This is a genomic window from Klebsiella sp. CN_Kp097 (assembly GCF_040064495.1).
In the GTDB taxonomy this organism is placed as follows: Bacteria; Pseudomonadota; Gammaproteobacteria; order Enterobacterales; family Enterobacteriaceae; genus Klebsiella; species Klebsiella aerogenes.
Genome location: NZ_JBEAIL010000006.1, coordinates 86151 through 101845 on the forward strand (window position 1 = coordinate 86151; position 15695 = coordinate 101845).

A 15695-nucleotide genomic window follows, 5' to 3' on the forward strand; every position below is an offset into this window, starting at 1 on the left:
TGCCGCCGCGAAGCTCAGAAATGTAGATATCTGCTATCACTTTGCAACTGTTTCGCTCCTGGATAAACGGTTGTTCTGTGCTGTTTCCGAGCACATTGCGCTCCCGATATTTCTTCTGCGTTATGTCTTTCATGGCGCAGGGAGCGCACAGAGGGCGGCCAGTCGCCGCCGCCCACTGTACTCCCGGGCTCTGGCCGCCAAAATCGCCACTTCGTGGTACCTTCGACTTATCCCGGAAGGCCTCAGCGATTTTGAGGCCACCAACACCGGCAGTTTCAGGCAGTATTGATGCGGTTGTAGCGCGAGTAGCCCGGATAAGGCGCAGCGCGCCGCAATCCGGGAACCGCTCAGGTTAGCGGCGCAACACGGCGCCGGGGTATCCCAACTGACGCCAGGCTTCATACACCACCACCGACACCGCGTTTGACAGGTTCATGCTGCGGCTGTCCGGCATCATCGGAATACGGATTTTTTGCTCCGCCGGCAGGGCATCGAGGATGCTGGCCGGCAGGCCGCGCGTTTCCGGACCAAACATCAAGAAATCACCATCCTGATAGCTTACCGCGCTGTGGGCGGGCGTGCCTTTAGTCGTGAGGGCGAACAACCGTTGCGGCTTCGCGCTGGCGACAAACGCCGCGTAATCCGCGTGGCGCTGTACGGCGGTGAACTCGTGATAATCCAACCCGGCGCGTCTCAGGCGTTTATCGTCCCAGGTAAAGCCCATTGGCTCAATGATATGTAAATTGAAGCCGGTGTTGGCGCACAGGCGGATGATATTGCCGGTGTTCGGCGGGATTTCTGGTTCGAATAACACGATGTTCAGCATACTGCCCCCTTAATTGCGGGGGGCAGAATAACAGATATTTGTTGAACCCTCACCCCGACCCTCACCCTGAGGGAGAGGGGCGGCGTAAGGGAAAACGCAGGGAATTACGCGGCGTTGCCCTGCTTGAGCGCATCAAAGGTCTGCAGCGCTTCGGCATTCTGCACCAGCGAATCGCGGCTGATTTCGCTGATGGATTTCGCCCCGGTCAGCGTCATCGCCACTTTCATCTCTTTCTCGATAAGGTTGAGCAGATTCGCCACCCCCTGCTTGCCGTGGGTCGCCAGCGCGTACAGATACGCGCGGCCCAGCAGCACGCTGTCGGCGCCAAGGGCGATCATCCGCACCACGTCGAGACCGTTGCGGATACCGCTGTCGGCGAGAATAGTGATGTCGCCTTTAACCGCATCGGCAATGGCGGGCAGGGCGCGGGCGGAAGAGAGCACGCCGTCAAGCTGGCGGCCGCCGTGGTTGGAGACGACAATGCCGTCAGCGCCGAAGCGTACCGCATCGCGGGCGTCCTCCGGGTCGAGGATCCCTTTGATCACCATTGGGCCGTCCCAGAAGTCGCGGATCCACTCCAGGTCTTTCCATGAAATCGACGGATCGAAATTATTCGCCAGCCAGCCTATGTAATCCTCAAGCCCGGTCGGTTTGCCGAGGTAGGCGGAGATATTGCCCAGGTCGTGCGGGCGGCCGTTGAGACCGACGTCCCATGCCCACTGCGGATGAGTGACGGCCTGCCAGTAGCGGCGCATGGCGGCGTTTGGGCCGCTCATGCCAGAATGGGCGTCGCGATAGCGCGCGCCGGGGGTCGGCATATCCACGGTAAAGACCAGCGTGGAGCAGCCTGCGGCTTTGGCGCGCTCCAGCGCATTGCGCATAAATCCGCGATCGCGCAGGACATACAGCTGGAACCACATCGGGCGTTTGATGGTCGGGGCGACCTCTTCAATCGGGCAAACGGAAACGGTAGAGAGGGTAAACGGGATGCCTTTGTCGTCCGCCGCGCCCGCTGCCTGCACTTCGCCGCGGCGCGCGTACATGCCGCACAGCCCGACCGGCGCCAGCGCCGTTGGCATCGCCAGCTTTTCGTTGAATAACGTGGTCTCCAGGCTCAGATCCGACATATTGCGCAGAATGCGCTGGCGTAGCGCCACGTCGGAGAGGTCTTCAACGTTGCGGCGCAGGGTATGTTCGGCGTAGGCGCCGCCGTCGATATAGTGGAACAGAAATGGTGGCAGGATACGCTGTGCGGCGGCGCGATAGTCGCTGGCGGCGGAAATAATCATCACGAGTTCTCCCTGGAATTTTCATTGTGGTCACCGGGCAGGCGGGTAATACGCGCCTGGCGGGCCTGGTCTTCATCAAAACGTTTAATGGTGGCGTGGACAAAACCGAGGTGGGCCATCATCGCCTGGCGGGCGCCTTCCGCGTCGCCGGCGAAGATCGCTTCCATTACCGCCTGATGTTGTTCGGTCAGACGCGCGAATACCGGCGGCACCAGATACATGCGCTGGCGGCTCTGCTTCACCGAGGATTGCAGAAGCTCGAAGAAACCGCGCATGGTTTGCAGCAGCACCACATTATGTGAGGCTTCAGCGATCGCCAGGTGGAAGCGAACATCCGCCTGTGAGGCGAGATCCGGGTCATCGCTGAGGGTGGCTTCAAAACAGAGGCGGATTTTTTCTTTTTCGGCGTCGGTGGCCCGCATCGCCGCATGCCAGGCGGTGCTGGCTTCAATAGCGTGGCGCGCTTCGAGAATATCAAAACTGTAGTCGGGGTCGTCGGCGAGCAGCGTTTTCAGCGGCTGGACGATGTTTTGCTCCGACCAGGGCTCATGCTGCCAGCGCACGAAGGTGCCGCCGCCGCGACGGCTAAGCAGCACCCCTTCGTTGACCAGCATCGCCAGCGCTTCACGCAGCGAATTGCGTGAAACACCGAGCTGGGCGGCAAGCTGGCGCTCGGCGGGCAAACGCATGCCCGCCTCCAGCTGTTGTTCTTCTATCAGCGCCCGGACGCGATTTGCGACATCGTCAGCCAGGCGTTTTGGCATCACTTTCACGGAATCATCCAGGTTAAGACATAAGCCTGCAGGGTGGTAATCAGGCCCACCATGCAGGTGAATATCAGGCTGTGCTTGACGGTAAAGCGGAACAGGTCCGACTCTTTACCCACCAGGCCTACCGCGGCGCAGGCAATGGCGATCGACTGGGGCGAAATCATCTTGCCTGTCACCCCACCGGTGGTATTCGCGGCGACCAGCAGAATATCGGAGACGCCGATTTGCTGTGCTGCCGTCGCCTGCAGCGCGGCGAATAGCGCGTTAGACGAAGTATCCGAACCGGTCAGGAAGACCCCCAGCCAGCCGAGGAACGGCGAGAAGAAGGTAAACGCATGGCCGGTATGCGCCAGCGCCAACGCCAGCGTCGATGACAGCCCGGAGTAGTTTGAAATAAAGGCGAACGCCAGCACCATGCCGATGGAGTAAATCGGCAGCGCCAGCTCTTTCAACGTCCCGGCGAAGGTGGTCAGCGCATCCTTTGGCTTCATACGCAGCCAGACGATAGACAGTATAGCGGCGAACAGGATGGCGGTGCCGGTCGCCGACAGCCAGTCGAATTTATACACCGCGGCGTACGGCGTCGCGGCGCTCACCACCGGCGGCATACGGGCGACCATTTTGTCGAGGAACGGTACCGGGATGTTAACCACGAAGTCATACATCGCCCCGCCCGGCGCAAACAGCGCTTTAAACGGCGGCACGCTCCACAGGGTGACGGTGGCGGTGAGGAACAGGAACGGCGACCAGGCGCGAATGACCTGACCGGCCGTGTAATGCGTGCGCGCCAGCGTTTGATCAACCTGCGCGGCGCCCATATCGCCAAAGCGGAAGATACGTACCGGCTGCCAGCGCTTGAGGAACAGCGTCAGGCATACCAGCGACACCAGCGAAGAGATGATGTCCGGCAGTTCCGGGCCGAGGAAGTTAGAGCTGAGGTACTGCGCGATAGCGAACGAGCCGCCTGCGACCATCACCGCAGGCCACGTCTCTTTCACCCCGCGCCAGCCGTCCATAATCGCCATGATCCAGAACAGCACGATAATGGTCAGGAACGGTAGCTGGCGGCCAACCATCTGGCCGATAGCGAAGCTATCGATGCCGGTCACCTGGCCGGCGACCAGAATCGGGATCCCCATGGCGCCGAAGGCCACCGGCGCGGTGTTAACAATCAGGCACAGCCCGGCGGCGTATAGCGGATTGAAGCCGAGCCCGACCAGCAGCGCGGCGGTGATCGCCACCGGCGCGCCGAAACCGGCGGCCCCTTCGAGGAAGGCGCCGAAGGAGAAGCCGACAATCAGCATCTGCAGGCGCTGGTCCGGCGTAATCGAAAGAATCGACGAGCGGATAATGTCGAACTGCCCGGTCTTCACCGAGATTTTATAGACGAAGACCGCGGCGATGATAATCCACGCGATAGGCCACAGGCCGTAGAAGAAGCCGTATACCACCGACGATAAGGCGCGGTCGACCGGCATTTTATAGAACAGCAGGGCGACAAGCAGCGCGATGGCTACGGTCCAGGTGGCGGCGATATAGCCTTTAAGCTTGAGCTTAATCAGGGCGAAAAAGAAAAACAGAATCGGCAGTGAGGCGATAAGGCTCGATAGCCAGATATTACCAGCCGGATCGTAATTTTGTTGCCAGAGGTTCATGCAGGTCTCCATCGGGCCACATCCAATGCATCAGGTTGGGTCTGCGCCCATTGCCGATCACACTGTTTGTAAAATTGGCCCAGCCAAATTGCGATTGTAGGGTTAACGACAATTGATGGTTAACCAAATGTTATGGCATAGCAACGCATTTGTGATGCAAAGTGATGGATATGTGAACCGATTGACGGTTTAAGAAATAATTGGTTGGGCCAATTTGGCGAGGAAGGGGAAATTGGCTGTGAGTTCACGGCCCGGCAGGGCTACCGGGTAATAGACGATGAACTCACAGCGGGCAAAAGATTAAAACTCGCTCTTCGCGAAGCCGGTCATCTCTTTAAGGCCCATTTCGCGGCCCAGCGCGGTCATCGGATGGACGACAACCAGTCCGCGCACGCTTTTCTTCAGCTTGCCCATATCGGCCTGCTCTTTTTTGGTGATGGCGCGACGGTGCGGCATGCTCATCAGTTTCTGCGCTTCTTTGCTCAGCTTCTGCGACTGAACGGAACGCAGGCGTTCGATTTCCGTTTCCAGGGTCGCTTTTTCTTTTTCCAGCTCCGCGTATTTATCGGCGGCTTCGACCAGCGACAGGTCGGCCTGCTGGTGGCGGATGGCGTCGAGACGGTCGCTCAAACGCTTGATTTCATTCTTTTCGACTTCTTTCATGGTAATTTTATCTGTGAATAAAAGGGCTTCGACGTTACATAGTATGGGCCGGGCGGGCCTTTGTTGATAGTTTTTTATCGAAATACTCGTGGCTTCACCGCCGTAAGCATGAGACCTGATACATTATAACTATCTGAATAGTAGCGATATTGTAATTTTAATTAAGCTGTTTATCATTTTTGTGAAGCCTGACGACCATTCAGCACGTTTTCCTCAACTTGCTCCCTTTTTTTCGCCAATCCTTAATAAGATCCCCCTGAACAGAGGAGAGCGTGATGGCGAAAATCGGCGACGGCGTACCACGTATCATCGATAAAACGGTAGATTTCATGGCCTCGAGCCAGGCGTTTATGGAATATCTGAAAAAATGCCCGCGTTTACAGCGGATACCGCGCGATATTCCTGAGGATAAAAAAGCGCTATTTCTGAGTCGTCTGGAGTATTACCGGCAGCTGTACCGGCCGACGTGCGACCAGCAAGAAGCGGAGTCAGAGCGTTGATTTCTGGAAGGCTTTTTTTAAGCTGATTCGGGAAATCAGCTCAGTCAGAGACAACACCATCGTAGAACGTACCATCTGCTGGTAGCGCAGTTTCTGCATTGCCAGCAGTTCCTTATCGCTCTCATCAAACAGCGGCGTTGGCGGAAGCGCGGCGACGCAGTGCAGCTCGCCTAACGGCCCGAGAATTTCATCGTCGGTGAAAGCGTACTCATTGCCGTCATGATTGAGCTCTTCACGCAAGGCCATCAATAGCTCGGCATCTTCGTATTCGGCGCGGCTTATCACCCCAAGGCCGTAGATAAGCTTCAGGCGTACGGAAAGATCGCCCAGCGGCCCACTGCCGTCCAGCAATGGCTCCACTGCGTATTTCACCGCGTAATCGTCTTTGCGGAATACCTGAAGTACCAGAATATTGACTGCCTCCGTCAGGAGTTCGACGGCGGCTATCAGGAAACTTCTTACGGTCTTACCAGCATTTAAACGCTCAAGTACGCGGTTTTCAAATGCCTGTGTTTCTTCCATTATTGCCTGCATATCTGACAGGAGTGGTATTGGGCGCGGCATCGGCCGCGCCAGGTTGTACATCATTTTACCGCGTTGTAGTCGTTAACGGCTTCCGCCACTACAGCGCTTGCCGCATCCAGACCGGAAATCTGCGCCAGCGCGGCCTGTGGCCCTTTTTCGGCAATCAGCGCCGCCAGTTCCTGAGCCTGCGGATCGTCTTCGCTGCGGAAATGCATGGCCGCGGCAATCCCTTTAACCAGGTTCCGGTGCGGCAGGCCGTATTCCAGCGTGCCAAGCAGCGGCTTGATCAAACGATCGCCCGCGCTCAATTTACGCAGCGGCTGTCGGCCGACGCGCTCCACATCATCTTTCAGATACGGGTTCTCAAAGCGACCGAGGATCTTCTGGATATAAGCCGCGTGTTTCTGCGCATCAAAGCTGTAGCGTTTAATCAGCACCGCGCCGCTCTCTTCCATTGCGCCTTTCACGACGGCGCGAATGTGCTCATCGAGAATCGCGTCGCGAATCGTTTGATGGCCCGCCAGTTTCCCGAGGTAGGCGGTTATAGCATGCCCGGTGTTTAAGGTGAATAGCTTACGCTCGACAAATGCCATCAGGTTATCGGTTAATTCCATTCCTGGGATGTTCGGCAGCTCGCCCTTAAACTGGGTTTTATCCACAATCCATTCGCTGAAGGTTTCAACGGTGACTTCCAGCGGATCGTGGGTGGCGGAAGCCGACGGCGGCACGATGCGGTCTACGGCGGAGTCGACGAAACCGATATGCGCTTCAACCCACGCTTTGTCCTCTTCCGCCAGCGCGTTAAACACATGGCCTTTCAGCTGGCTGGTGCCGCGTACCATGTTTTCGCAGGCGATGATATTCAGCGGGCGTTCAATACCCTGCGCTTTACGTTTCACCAGGCCTTTGGCGATGGCAGGGGCGATACGCTCCAGAACGACGGGGCCGACCGCGGTGGTCACCAGGTCGACATCGGCGATCAGATCCACCACCTCATCGCCAATGCTGCTGACGGCATTCACGCCGGAGACGGTATCAACCTGTTCGTTTTCACCCACCACGTGGACCTGATAGCTATGACGGGCATTCAGGGCATCAAGGACCACCTGATTAACATCGGCGAACGTAAGGGAGATACCGGCGTCAGCCAGCAGTTTGCCAATGAAGCCACGTCCGATATTACCTGCGCCAAAATGTAATGCTTTCATAGTATTAACCTTCAATTAATGTTTTTACCTGAGAGGGCTGGGGTGAGGCTTTTCCCTCACCCCAACCCTCTCCCAAAGGGAGAGGGTATGGAGCGTTGTGGTTATTTATTCAGCAACGACAGGACTTCTTCGACGCTGGTGGTTTTCGCCAGCCGCTCAATCACGGTTTCATCATCCAGCGCGTTAGTCAGGCTGGTGATAACGTGAATGTGTTCGTTGTTGCGGGCGGCGATACCGATGACCAGACGCGCGACTTCATCTTCTTCTTCGCCGAAGCGCACGCCTTCCGGATACTGGCAGAAGACGACGCCGGTTTTCAGTACCCGGTCTTTCGCTTCAATGGTACCGTGCGGTACCGCGATAGATTCGCCAAGATAGGTTGAGGTCAGCTTCTCGCGGTCGAGCATCGCCTGCACGTATTCCGGCTCAACGTATCCGCCTTTCACTAGTTGTTCACCGGCGAAGCGAATGGCCTCTTCTTTGGTCGCCGCTTTGCGCCCGAGGAAGATGTTATCCGCACCCAGCTGGAACAGGTTTTTGTCAGTATTATCAAAGCTGTCTTTCAGGCTATCGGTGACTTTCACTTCGTTGTCGATGTGGCGCTGCGCCGCTACCAGACGCTCGGTCAGGCTGGTATACAGGCCGCTGTCGAGGAAGTTGGTCAGCGAAATATGCTGTGCCTGCGGTACCTGGCGCATGGCGCGCTCGGTCAGGTCGCGGTGGGTGATCACCAGGTCGACATCCGGCGGCAGGTTGTTAATCGCGCTGTTGGTGACAGAGATATTGCTCAGTCCGGCATCCTGGACTTTCTTACGCAGTACCCCGGCGCCCATGGCGCTGGAACCCATACCGGCGTCGCAGGCAACGATGATTTTACGCACGTGGCTAAGGTCGTTAGCCACGTCGCCCGCCGCCAGCGGCGTCGCCGCGCCTTTGGACTCGGCTTTCATGTCGTGCATGCGACGGGTTGCGGCTTCGATATCGTCTTCTTCTTTCACTTTGCTGGTTTTCAGCAGAATGGCGGAGACAATAAAGGAGACCGCCATCGCCGCAATAATGGCCGCGATGTTAGCGAAGTAGGCGCCTTTTGGCGTCATCGCCAGTACCGCCAGAATGGAACCCGGGGAAGCCGGGGAGACCAGGCCGCCGTTGAGGATAGTCAGGGTGAAGACACCGGTCATACCGCCGAGGATAACGGCCAGAATCAGACGCGGGTTCATCAGCACGTACGGGAAGTAAATTTCGTGGATACCGCCCAGGAAGTGGATGATTGCCGCACCGCCCGCAGACTGCTTCGCGCTGCCGCGGCCAAAGAACATGTACGCCAGCAGAACGCCCATCCCCGGACCCGGGTTAGCTTCAATCAGGAAGAAGATGGATTTGCCAAGCTCATGGGACTGCTGAATACCCAGCGGCGAGAAGATACCGTGGTTAATCGCGTTATTGAGGAACAGGATTTTCGCCGGTTCAACAAAGATAGACGCCAGCGGCAGCATGTCGTGCGCCACCATGAAGTTAACGCCAGCCGCCAGCAGTTTTGACAGCACTTCAACCGCCGGGCCGATGCCGAGGAACGCCAGAATGGCAAGGATCATCCCGATGATGCCGGCGGAGAAGTTATTCACCAGCATTTCGAAACCGGATTTGATTTTACCGTCTACCCAGGCGTCAAATTTCTTAATGCAGTAGCCACCGAGCGGGCCGGCGATCATTGAGCCGAGGAACATCGGCATATCCGCGCCGACGATAACGCCCATGGTGGTGATAGCGCCGACGACGCCGCCGCGTTCACCGCCAACCAACTTACCGCCGGTATAACCGATCAGTAGCGGCAGCAGGTAGGTGATCATCGGGCCGACCAGCTTCGCCAGCGTCTCGTTCGGCAACCACCCTGTTGGGATAAATAACGCGGTGATAATCCCCCACGCGATAAACGCGCCGATATTCGGCATCACCATATTGCTGAGGAAACGACCAAAGCTTTGCACCTTGATCTTGATATCGGATGACATAAAACACCCCTTCTTCTGTTTTGCTTATCGCGCAGGCTGAACGCCCGAGGTTTGTTGTTAATGTGGCGGCAGAGGTAGCCGGACCCTGATTGATAGTGCGAAATCTGGCACTGAATCGTTAAGCTGTCCAGCGAGCGGCTTTTTATGTGATTTTGATCACATAAATATAGGTGTCTGGTGCTTATATGTAGTGATCATCATCACAAAAATGATGTGTAAAAAAACAACAACAGGCCATGAAAGCTCCTGAATCGCATATTTATGTGATATCCATCACATTATAACTTTGCGATTTTGTTATTTGTTTGTGATGAGCATCACAAAATATTTTGCGCTCAATTCCGCCAGGTGTGATCTGCCGCAGGTTCTGCTTTCCCCAGCGGCCAACGATGTAACTTTGCAACCCGCCTGCGCGAAGAACATTTTTTGCCGCTGATGGCGGAAATGAAAACGGTGAATTATGCTCAAATTGTCAGCCAGCCGCCGCTTCGTCGGCGCTCACAATTCCAATAATCTATTAGCGTGAATCGAGGAAATTATGTTTCTCAATTATTTTGCGCTGGGCGTTCTAATCTTCGTTTTCCTGGTTATTTTTTACGGGATTATTATTTTGCACGATATTCCGTACCTGATTGCGAAGAAACGTAATCATCCGCACTCTGACGCAATTCACGTCGCGGGGTGGGTCAGCCTGTTTACGCTGCACGTAATATGGCCATTTTTATGGATCTGGGCCACCCTCTATCAGCCGGAGCGCGGCTGGGGAATGCAGCATAAGCCGAATGACGCAGGGACTGATGGCGCTGACAGCGAGCTGGCGCAGCTCAATCAGCGTATCGCTGAACTCGAACATAAAATCGCGCATCTGCAGCCGACAGCGCCGCCATCCTCGACGGAGAAATAATCATGGACCTGTTGATCATTTTGACGTACGTGGCCATTGCGTGGTCGGTATTTAAAATATTCCGTATTCCGGTAAATAAATGGACGGTCCCGACCGCGGCCCTGGGCGGCGTATTTATTGTTAGCGCGCTTATTTTATTAATGAACTATAACCACCCTTATACTTTTACTGCGCAGAAAGCGGTTATTTCTATTCCTATTACGCCGCAGGTTACCGGCATTGTTAGCAGCGTGACCGATAAAGCCAACCAGCGGGTGAAAAAGGGCGAGGTACTATTTACTATCGACCCGGCGCGCTACCAGGCGCGTGTCGACAGGCTGCAGGCCGATCTGGTCACCGCTCTGCACAGTATCAATACCCTGAAAGCCCAACTGCAGGAAGCGCAGGCGAACACCGTGCGCGTCTCCGCCGAGCGCGACCGGCTGTATAAAGATTATCAGCGCTATTTGAAAGGCAGCCAGGCGCGGGTCAACCCATTTTCGGAAAGCGATATCGATAATGCGCGGCAAAACTATCTTGCCCAGGATGCGTTGGTGAAAGCCTCGGTTGCCGAGCAGGCGCAGATTCAGAGCCAGCTGGATAGCACGCTGAATGGCGAACAGTCGCAGGTGGTGAGCCTGCGCGCGCAGTTGGCGGAAGCGAAATATAACCTCGATCAGACCACCGTCCGGGCGCCGAGCGATGGTTACATTACCCAGGTGCTGATTCGCCCGGGAACCTACGCCGCGTCGCTGCCGCTGCGCCCGGTGATGGTCTTTATTCCGCAACAGAAACGGCTAATTGTCGCCCAGTTCCGCCAGAACTCGTTGCTCAGGCTGGAGGCCGGCGATGATGCCGAAGCGGTGTTTAACGCCCTGCCAGGTCAGGTATTCCACGGTAAACTGGTCAACGTATTGCCGGTGGTGCCGGGCGGGACTTATCAGGCGCAGGGTTCGCTGCAGTCGCTGAGCGTCACGCCGGGTAGCGATGGCGTGCTGGCGACAATTGAACTGGATCCCGATGCGCAGGTCGATGCGCTGCCCGACGGCATCTACGCCCAGGTGGCGGTCTATTCCGACCATTTCACCCACGTGTCGGTGATGAGAAAAGTGCTGCTGCGCATGACCAGCTGGATGCACTACCTCTATCTCGATCATTAATGCGATCGGCGGCAGGTTGAGACAACGTCGCGCCTGCCATTTGCCTGCGCCTGAACCATACTGATCTTTTCGTTGGCGAAAGGAGCAGGCAATGAAACTGATCGGCAGCTATACCAGTCCTTTTGTACGCAAAATTTCCGTTATCTTGCTGGAAAAGGCGATCCCCTTCGAGTTTGTGAACGAATTCCCCTATAACGACGTCAACGGCGTGGCGCAGTACAACCCGCTGGGAAAAGTCCCGGCGTTGCTGACCGATGACGGCGCGTGCTGGTTTGATTCGCCCATTATTGCGCAATATCTGGAACTGCTAAACGTCGCGCCGGCGATGCTGCCCGCGGAACCTCTGGCGGCGCTGAAGATGCGCCAACTGGAAGCCTTGTCTGACGGCATCATGGAGGCGGCGAGCGCGCTGGTGCGGGAAAAAGCGCGCCCGGCGGCCCAGCAGTCAGAAACCGAACTGCTCCGCCAGCGGGAAAAAATCGCTCGCGGTCTTGATATGTTGGAAGGGTACGCCGCCGACGGTACCTTGCGTCACGGTGAGCTGAATCTGGCGACCATTACCGCCGCCTGCGCCATTGCTTATCTGAATTTTCGTCGCGTGGCGCCCGGCTGGTGCGCGACGCGGCCAAAACTGGTCAAACTGGTCGAGACGTTGTTTCAGCGATCCAGTTTTGCCCGTACCGAACCGCCAGGGAGTTGACCCAGGCAGGTAACAGTTTCCTCGCGCAGGCGTTACAATCGCCACTCATTGTTGACTCCCTCTCCCGTCGGGAGGGGGGAAAATAACTTATCATCAGGTTCACTCATGTCTACCGATACTCGCGCGCTTTATACCCGGCTTCCGGCCATTGACCGCTTACTTCGCGATCCCGCTTTTGCTTTACTGCTCGATCGCCATGGCCATTCGCAAATCGTGGCGCTTCTGCGTCAGATGTTGGATGAGGCGCGGGAGCATATCCGCCAGGCGCAAGCATTGCCAGAGTGGTGCGATGACTGGCCGCAGGAGACCGCCAGTCGGCTGAACCTTAGTCAGCAGAGCGCGCTGCGTCCGGTATTCAACCTGACGGGCACCGTGCTGCACACCAATCTGGGGCGCGCTATCCAGGCGGAAGCCGCGGTACAGGCGGTGGCGCAGGCGATGCGCGCGCCGGTCACGCTGGAATACGATCTCGACGATGCCGGACGCGGTCATCGCGACCGGGCGCTGGCCGATCTGCTGTGCCGCATTACCGGCGCGGAAGATGCCTGTATCGTCAATAACAACGCGGCGGCGGTGTTGCTGATGCTGGCGGCGACGGCCAGCGGGAAAGAAGTGGTGGTCTCGCGCGGCGAACTGGTCGAGATCGGCGGCGCATTTCGCATCCCCGACGTCATGCGCCAGGCCGGTTGTCTGCTGCATGAAGTGGGCACCACTAACCGCACCCACGCCAAAGATTATTGTCAGGCTATCAATGAGCAGACTGCGCTGCTGATGAAAGTGCATACCAGCAACTACAGCATTGAAGGCTTTACCAAAGCGGTCGATGAGGCGGAGCTGGCGGAAGTTGGCCGCGAACATGGCGTGCCGGTGGTGGCCGATCTCGGCAGCGGCTCGCTGGTGGATTTGAGCCAGTACGGTTTGCCGAAAGAACCGATGCCGCAGGAATTGATTGCGGCGGGCGTGAATCTGGTGAGCTTTTCCGGCGATAAGCTGCTCGGCGGACCGCAGGCGGGGATTATCGTCGGCGATCGGGCGCTGATCGCGAAGTTACAGAGTCATCCGCTTAAGCGCGCGCTGCGGGCGGATAAAATGACGCTGGCGGCGCTGGAGGCGACTCTGCGGCTGTATCTGCATCCGGAAGCGCTGGCCGACGAGCTGCCGACGCTGCGCCTGCTAACCCGCCGCGCCGAGGATCTCCGCCAGCAGGGCGAGCGTATTCAGCCTGCGTTAGCGGCGCACTATAGCGATTTTGATGTGCGCGTCGAAGCGTGTTTATCGCAGATCGGCAGCGGGTCGTTGCCGGTCGACCGACTGCCCAGCGCCGCGTTAACCTTTACGCCGTGCGATGGTCGCGGCAGCCAGCTGGAAGCGCTGGCCGCGCGCTGGCGCGCCTTGCCGATACCGACGATCGGCAGAATTTATGATGGCCGCTTATGGCTGGATCTGCGCTGTCTTGAAGATGAACCCCGGTTTATGGAGATGTTATTGAGATGATTATTGCCACCGCCGGACATGTGGACCACGGCAAAACCACGCTGCTGCAGGCGATTACCGGCGTCAACGCCGATCGTCTTCCGGAAGAGAAATCGCGAGGGATGACTATCGATCTCGGCTACGCCTATTGGCCGCAGCCTGATGGCCGGGTGTTAGGTTTTATCGATGTGCCGGGGCATGAAAAGTTTTTGTCCAACATGTTGGCCGGCGTGGGCGGGATCGATCACGCGCTGCTGGTGGTGGCCTGCGATGACGGCGTGATGGCGCAAACCCGCGAGCACCTGGCAATTCTGCAGTTAACGGGAAAACCGACGTTAACCGTTGCTTTGACCAAAACGGACCGCGTGGACGCGGCGCGGGTTGCCGAAGTCCGGGCACAGGTGGAATCCACGCTGAGCGAGCTGGGATTCGACGACGTGGCTTTCTTCGCCACCGCGGCGACGGAAAACCTCGGCATTACCGAACTGCGCAGCCATTTGCTCCAGCTGACCGAGCGCGCGCATCCGCAACAGCAGCGTTTTCGTCTGGCGCTGGATCGCGCCTTTACCGTTAAGGGCGCGGGGCTGGTGGTGACCGGGACGGCGCTATCCGGCGAGGTAAAAATCGGCGATACCCTCTGGCTGACCGGGGCCAATAAACCGATGCGCGTCCGCGGGCTACATGCGCAGAATCAGCCGGTTGAACAGGCGCGGGCCGGGCAGCGTATCGCGTTGAACATCGTCGGCGACGCGCAAAAAGAGGATCTCAGCCGCGGCGACTGGCTGCTCTCGGCGCAGCCCGCAGAACCTTGCGAGCGGGCGATCGTCGAGCTCACCTGTCACGCGCCGCTCAGCCAGTGGCAGTCGCTGCATATCCACCATGCCGCCAGCCATATCACCGGCCGCGTTTCGTTACTGGAAGGCAATCTGGCCGAGCTGGTGCTGGATACGCCGCTGTGGCTGGCGGATAACGATCGCCTGGTGTTGCGCGATATCTCCGCCCGTTTGACGCTGGCCGGCGCGCGGGTGGTGACGCTGAATCCGCCGCGCCGCGGTAAACGCAAGCCGGAGTATCTGCAGTGGCTTTACACGCTAGCGGCAGCGCAGGGCGACGATGCGCAGGCGTTGGATATTCATTTGCAGCGCGATGCGGTGCGTCTTGACGAGTTTGCCTGGGCACGGCAGCTGAGCGCCGACGGCCTGACGGCATTAATTAACCGTCCGGACTACCTGCAGGCCGGGAATAGCCTGCTTAGTGCGCCGCTGGCCGCTCGCTGGCAGAAAAAACTGCTCGACGCGCTGGCCCGTTATCACGACCAGCATCGCGATGAGCCGGGGCCGGGGCGTGAACGTCTGCGGCGGATTGCGCTGCCGATGGAAGATGAAGCGCTGGTGCTGTTATTGATTGAACAGATGCGCAGCAGCGGCGTCATTCAAAGCCATCACGGCTGGCTGCACCTGCCGGAACATAAAGCCGGGTTTACCGATGAGCAGCAGGCCATCTGGCAGCGTGCGGAATCGCTCTTCGCCGATGAGCCATGGTGGGTGCGCGATCTGGCGCGCGATCTGAACGTCGAAGAGTCGTTGATGCGCGCGGTGCTGCGCCAGGCGGCGCAGCAGGGGATGATTACGGCGATCGTGAAAGATCGTTATTATCGCAACGATCGGATTGTTGAATTTGCGCAATTGATCCGCCGCCTGGATCTGCAGCGTGGTTCCACCTGCGCGGCGGATTTTCGCGATACGCTGAATATTGGCCGTAAACTGGCGATTCAAATTCTCGAATATTTCGACCGCATTGGCTTTACCCGCCGTCGGGGCAATGATCATCTACTTCGCGATGCGCTGTTATTCCCTGAAAATAAAAACGGCGAATAATCACGCAAATGAAAAATTAAGCCGGTAATGTTTAACAGTACGTTAAAAATGAAAATATTAACGTACTGTTTTTAATCAAATTTCTTGCCAGAAATGGCGTTCAGGTCATGTTTTTTATTTCGACATCCTCGTACCCTTCCATGATATTCACCTA

14 protein-coding genes are annotated in these 15695 nt (G+C 57.4%); 6 read left to right on the forward strand and 8 right to left on the reverse strand.

The genetic code is table 11. From position 1 onward, the window contains the following. Positions 1–352: 352 nt before the first annotated feature. The 5 genes from trmL to ABLV07_RS09005 all read right to left on the reverse strand — a co-directional run bounded on the left by trmL (position 353) and on the right by ABLV07_RS09005 (position 5203). Entirely contained in the window at positions 353–826 is a 474-nt protein-coding gene (gene trmL, locus ABLV07_RS08985) for a tRNA (uridine(34)/cytosine(34)/5-carboxymethylaminomethyluridine(34)-2'-O)-methyltransferase TrmL (RefSeq protein WP_015703791.1), read from the reverse strand. A gap of 104 nt (positions 827–930) precedes the next feature. After that, positions 931–2115: an FMN-dependent L-lactate dehydrogenase LldD gene (gene lldD / locus ABLV07_RS08990; RefSeq protein WP_015369183.1), complete on the reverse strand. Its 1185-nt coding sequence runs from the start codon at positions 2113–2115 to the stop codon at positions 931–933. Further along, entirely contained in the window at positions 2115–2888 is a 774-nt protein-coding gene (lldR, locus tag ABLV07_RS08995) for a transcriptional regulator LldR (protein ID WP_049045999.1), read from the reverse strand. Before lldR ends, lldD begins: the two co-directional genes overlap by 1 nt. Next, positions 2885–4540: an L-lactate permease gene (gene lldP / locus ABLV07_RS09000; protein ID WP_015369185.1), complete on the reverse strand. Its 1656-nt coding sequence runs from the start codon at positions 4538–4540 to the stop codon at positions 2885–2887. The genes lldR and lldP overlap by 4 nt, the downstream gene beginning before the upstream one ends. Positions 4541–4840: 300 nt before the next feature. Beyond that, the gene (locus ABLV07_RS09005; RefSeq protein WP_015369186.1) at positions 4841–5203 is read right to left on the reverse strand and encodes a YibL family ribosome-associated protein; all 363 of its coding nucleotides are present in this window, start codon (positions 5201–5203) and stop codon (positions 4841–4843) included. A 275-nt stretch (positions 5204–5478) separates the two neighbouring features. On the opposite strand from ABLV07_RS09005, the gene ABLV07_RS09010 reads away from it, so the two are divergent. Then, positions 5479–5703 (forward strand): hypothetical protein, encoded by a 225-nt coding sequence (locus ABLV07_RS09010; RefSeq protein ID WP_015369187.1) that lies wholly within the window; start codon positions 5479–5481, stop codon positions 5701–5703. Here the strand turns inward: ABLV07_RS09010 and mtlR are convergent. The 3 genes from mtlR to mtlA all read right to left on the reverse strand — a co-directional run bounded on the left by mtlR (position 5692) and on the right by mtlA (position 9448). Then, complete coding sequence (gene mtlR, locus ABLV07_RS09015) at positions 5692–6288, reverse strand: mannitol operon repressor MtlR (protein ID WP_020077694.1); 597 nt, start codon at positions 6286–6288, stop codon at positions 5692–5694. The two genes, ABLV07_RS09010 and mtlR, sit on opposite strands and share 12 nt — an antisense overlap. Beyond that, positions 6288–7436 (reverse strand): mannitol-1-phosphate 5-dehydrogenase, encoded by a 1149-nt coding sequence (gene mtlD, locus ABLV07_RS09020; RefSeq protein ID WP_015703789.1) that lies wholly within the window; start codon positions 7434–7436, stop codon positions 6288–6290. Before mtlD ends, mtlR begins: the two co-directional genes overlap by 1 nt. 101 nt (positions 7437–7537) lie before the next feature. Further along, complete coding sequence (gene mtlA, locus ABLV07_RS09025; RefSeq protein WP_015369190.1) at positions 7538–9448, reverse strand: PTS mannitol transporter subunit IICBA; 1911 nt, start codon at positions 9446–9448, stop codon at positions 7538–7540. A 538-nt stretch (positions 9449–9986) separates the two neighbouring features. On the opposite strand from mtlA, the gene ABLV07_RS09030 reads away from it, so the two are divergent. The 5 genes from ABLV07_RS09030 (at position 9987) to selB (ending at position 15541) form a co-directional block, all read left to right on the forward strand. After that, positions 9987–10352 (forward strand): DUF3302 domain-containing protein, encoded by a 366-nt coding sequence (locus ABLV07_RS09030; protein ID WP_015703788.1) that lies wholly within the window; start codon positions 9987–9989, stop codon positions 10350–10352. Positions 10353–10354: 2 nt separating this feature from the next. Next, positions 10355–11491 carry an HlyD family secretion protein gene (locus tag ABLV07_RS09035; RefSeq protein WP_015369193.1) on the forward strand — a complete coding sequence of 379 codons (1137 nt, stop codon included), beginning with the start codon at positions 10355–10357 and terminating at the stop codon, positions 11489–11491. Between the two features lie 91 nt (positions 11492–11582). Further along, entirely contained in the window at positions 11583–12191 is a 609-nt protein-coding gene (locus ABLV07_RS09040; protein ID WP_032715313.1) for a glutathione S-transferase, read from the forward strand. A 105-nt stretch (positions 12192–12296) separates the two neighbouring features. Continuing rightward, entirely contained in the window at positions 12297–13685 is a 1389-nt protein-coding gene (gene selA, locus ABLV07_RS09045; protein WP_032715312.1) for an L-seryl-tRNA(Sec) selenium transferase, read from the forward strand. Further along, the gene (gene selB / locus ABLV07_RS09050) at positions 13682–15541 is read left to right on the forward strand and encodes a selenocysteine-specific translation elongation factor (RefSeq protein WP_032715311.1); all 1860 of its coding nucleotides are present in this window, start codon (positions 13682–13684) and stop codon (positions 15539–15541) included. Before selA ends, selB begins: the two co-directional genes overlap by 4 nt. Positions 15542–15695: the final 154 nt, after the last annotated feature.

Bases quoted from the DNA above. Each gene is read 5' to 3' on its own strand.
- trmL (WP_015703791.1), bottom strand. From the start codon at position 826: ATGCTGAACATCGTGTTATTCGAACCAGAAATCCCGCCGAACACCGGC.
- lldD (WP_015369183.1), bottom strand. From the start codon at position 2,115: ATGATTATTTCCGCCGCCAGCGACTATCGCGCCGCCGCACAGCGTATC.
- lldP (WP_015369185.1), bottom strand. From the start codon at position 4,540: ATGAACCTCTGGCAACAAAATTACGATCCGGCTGGTAATATCTGGCTA.
- ABLV07_RS09005 (WP_015369186.1), bottom strand. From the start codon at position 5,203: ATGAAAGAAGTCGAAAAGAATGAAATCAAGCGTTTGAGCGACCGTCTC.
- ABLV07_RS09010 (WP_015369187.1), top strand. From the start codon at position 5,479: ATGGCGAAAATCGGCGACGGCGTACCACGTATCATCGATAAAACGGTA.
- mtlR (WP_020077694.1), bottom strand. From the start codon at position 6,288: ATGTACAACCTGGCGCGGCCGATGCCGCGCCCAATACCACTCCTGTCA.
- mtlD (WP_015703789.1), bottom strand. From the start codon at position 7,436: ATGAAAGCATTACATTTTGGCGCAGGTAATATCGGACGTGGCTTCATT.
- mtlA (WP_015369190.1), bottom strand. From the start codon at position 9,448: ATGTCATCCGATATCAAGATCAAGGTGCAAAGCTTTGGTCGTTTCCTC.
- ABLV07_RS09030 (WP_015703788.1), top strand. From the start codon at position 9,987: ATGTTTCTCAATTATTTTGCGCTGGGCGTTCTAATCTTCGTTTTCCTG.
- ABLV07_RS09035 (WP_015369193.1), top strand. From the start codon at position 10,355: ATGGACCTGTTGATCATTTTGACGTACGTGGCCATTGCGTGGTCGGTA.
- ABLV07_RS09040 (WP_032715313.1), top strand. From the start codon at position 11,583: ATGAAACTGATCGGCAGCTATACCAGTCCTTTTGTACGCAAAATTTCC.
- selA (WP_032715312.1), top strand. From the start codon at position 12,297: ATGTCTACCGATACTCGCGCGCTTTATACCCGGCTTCCGGCCATTGAC.
- selB (WP_032715311.1), top strand. From the start codon at position 13,682: ATGATTATTGCCACCGCCGGACATGTGGACCACGGCAAAACCACGCTG.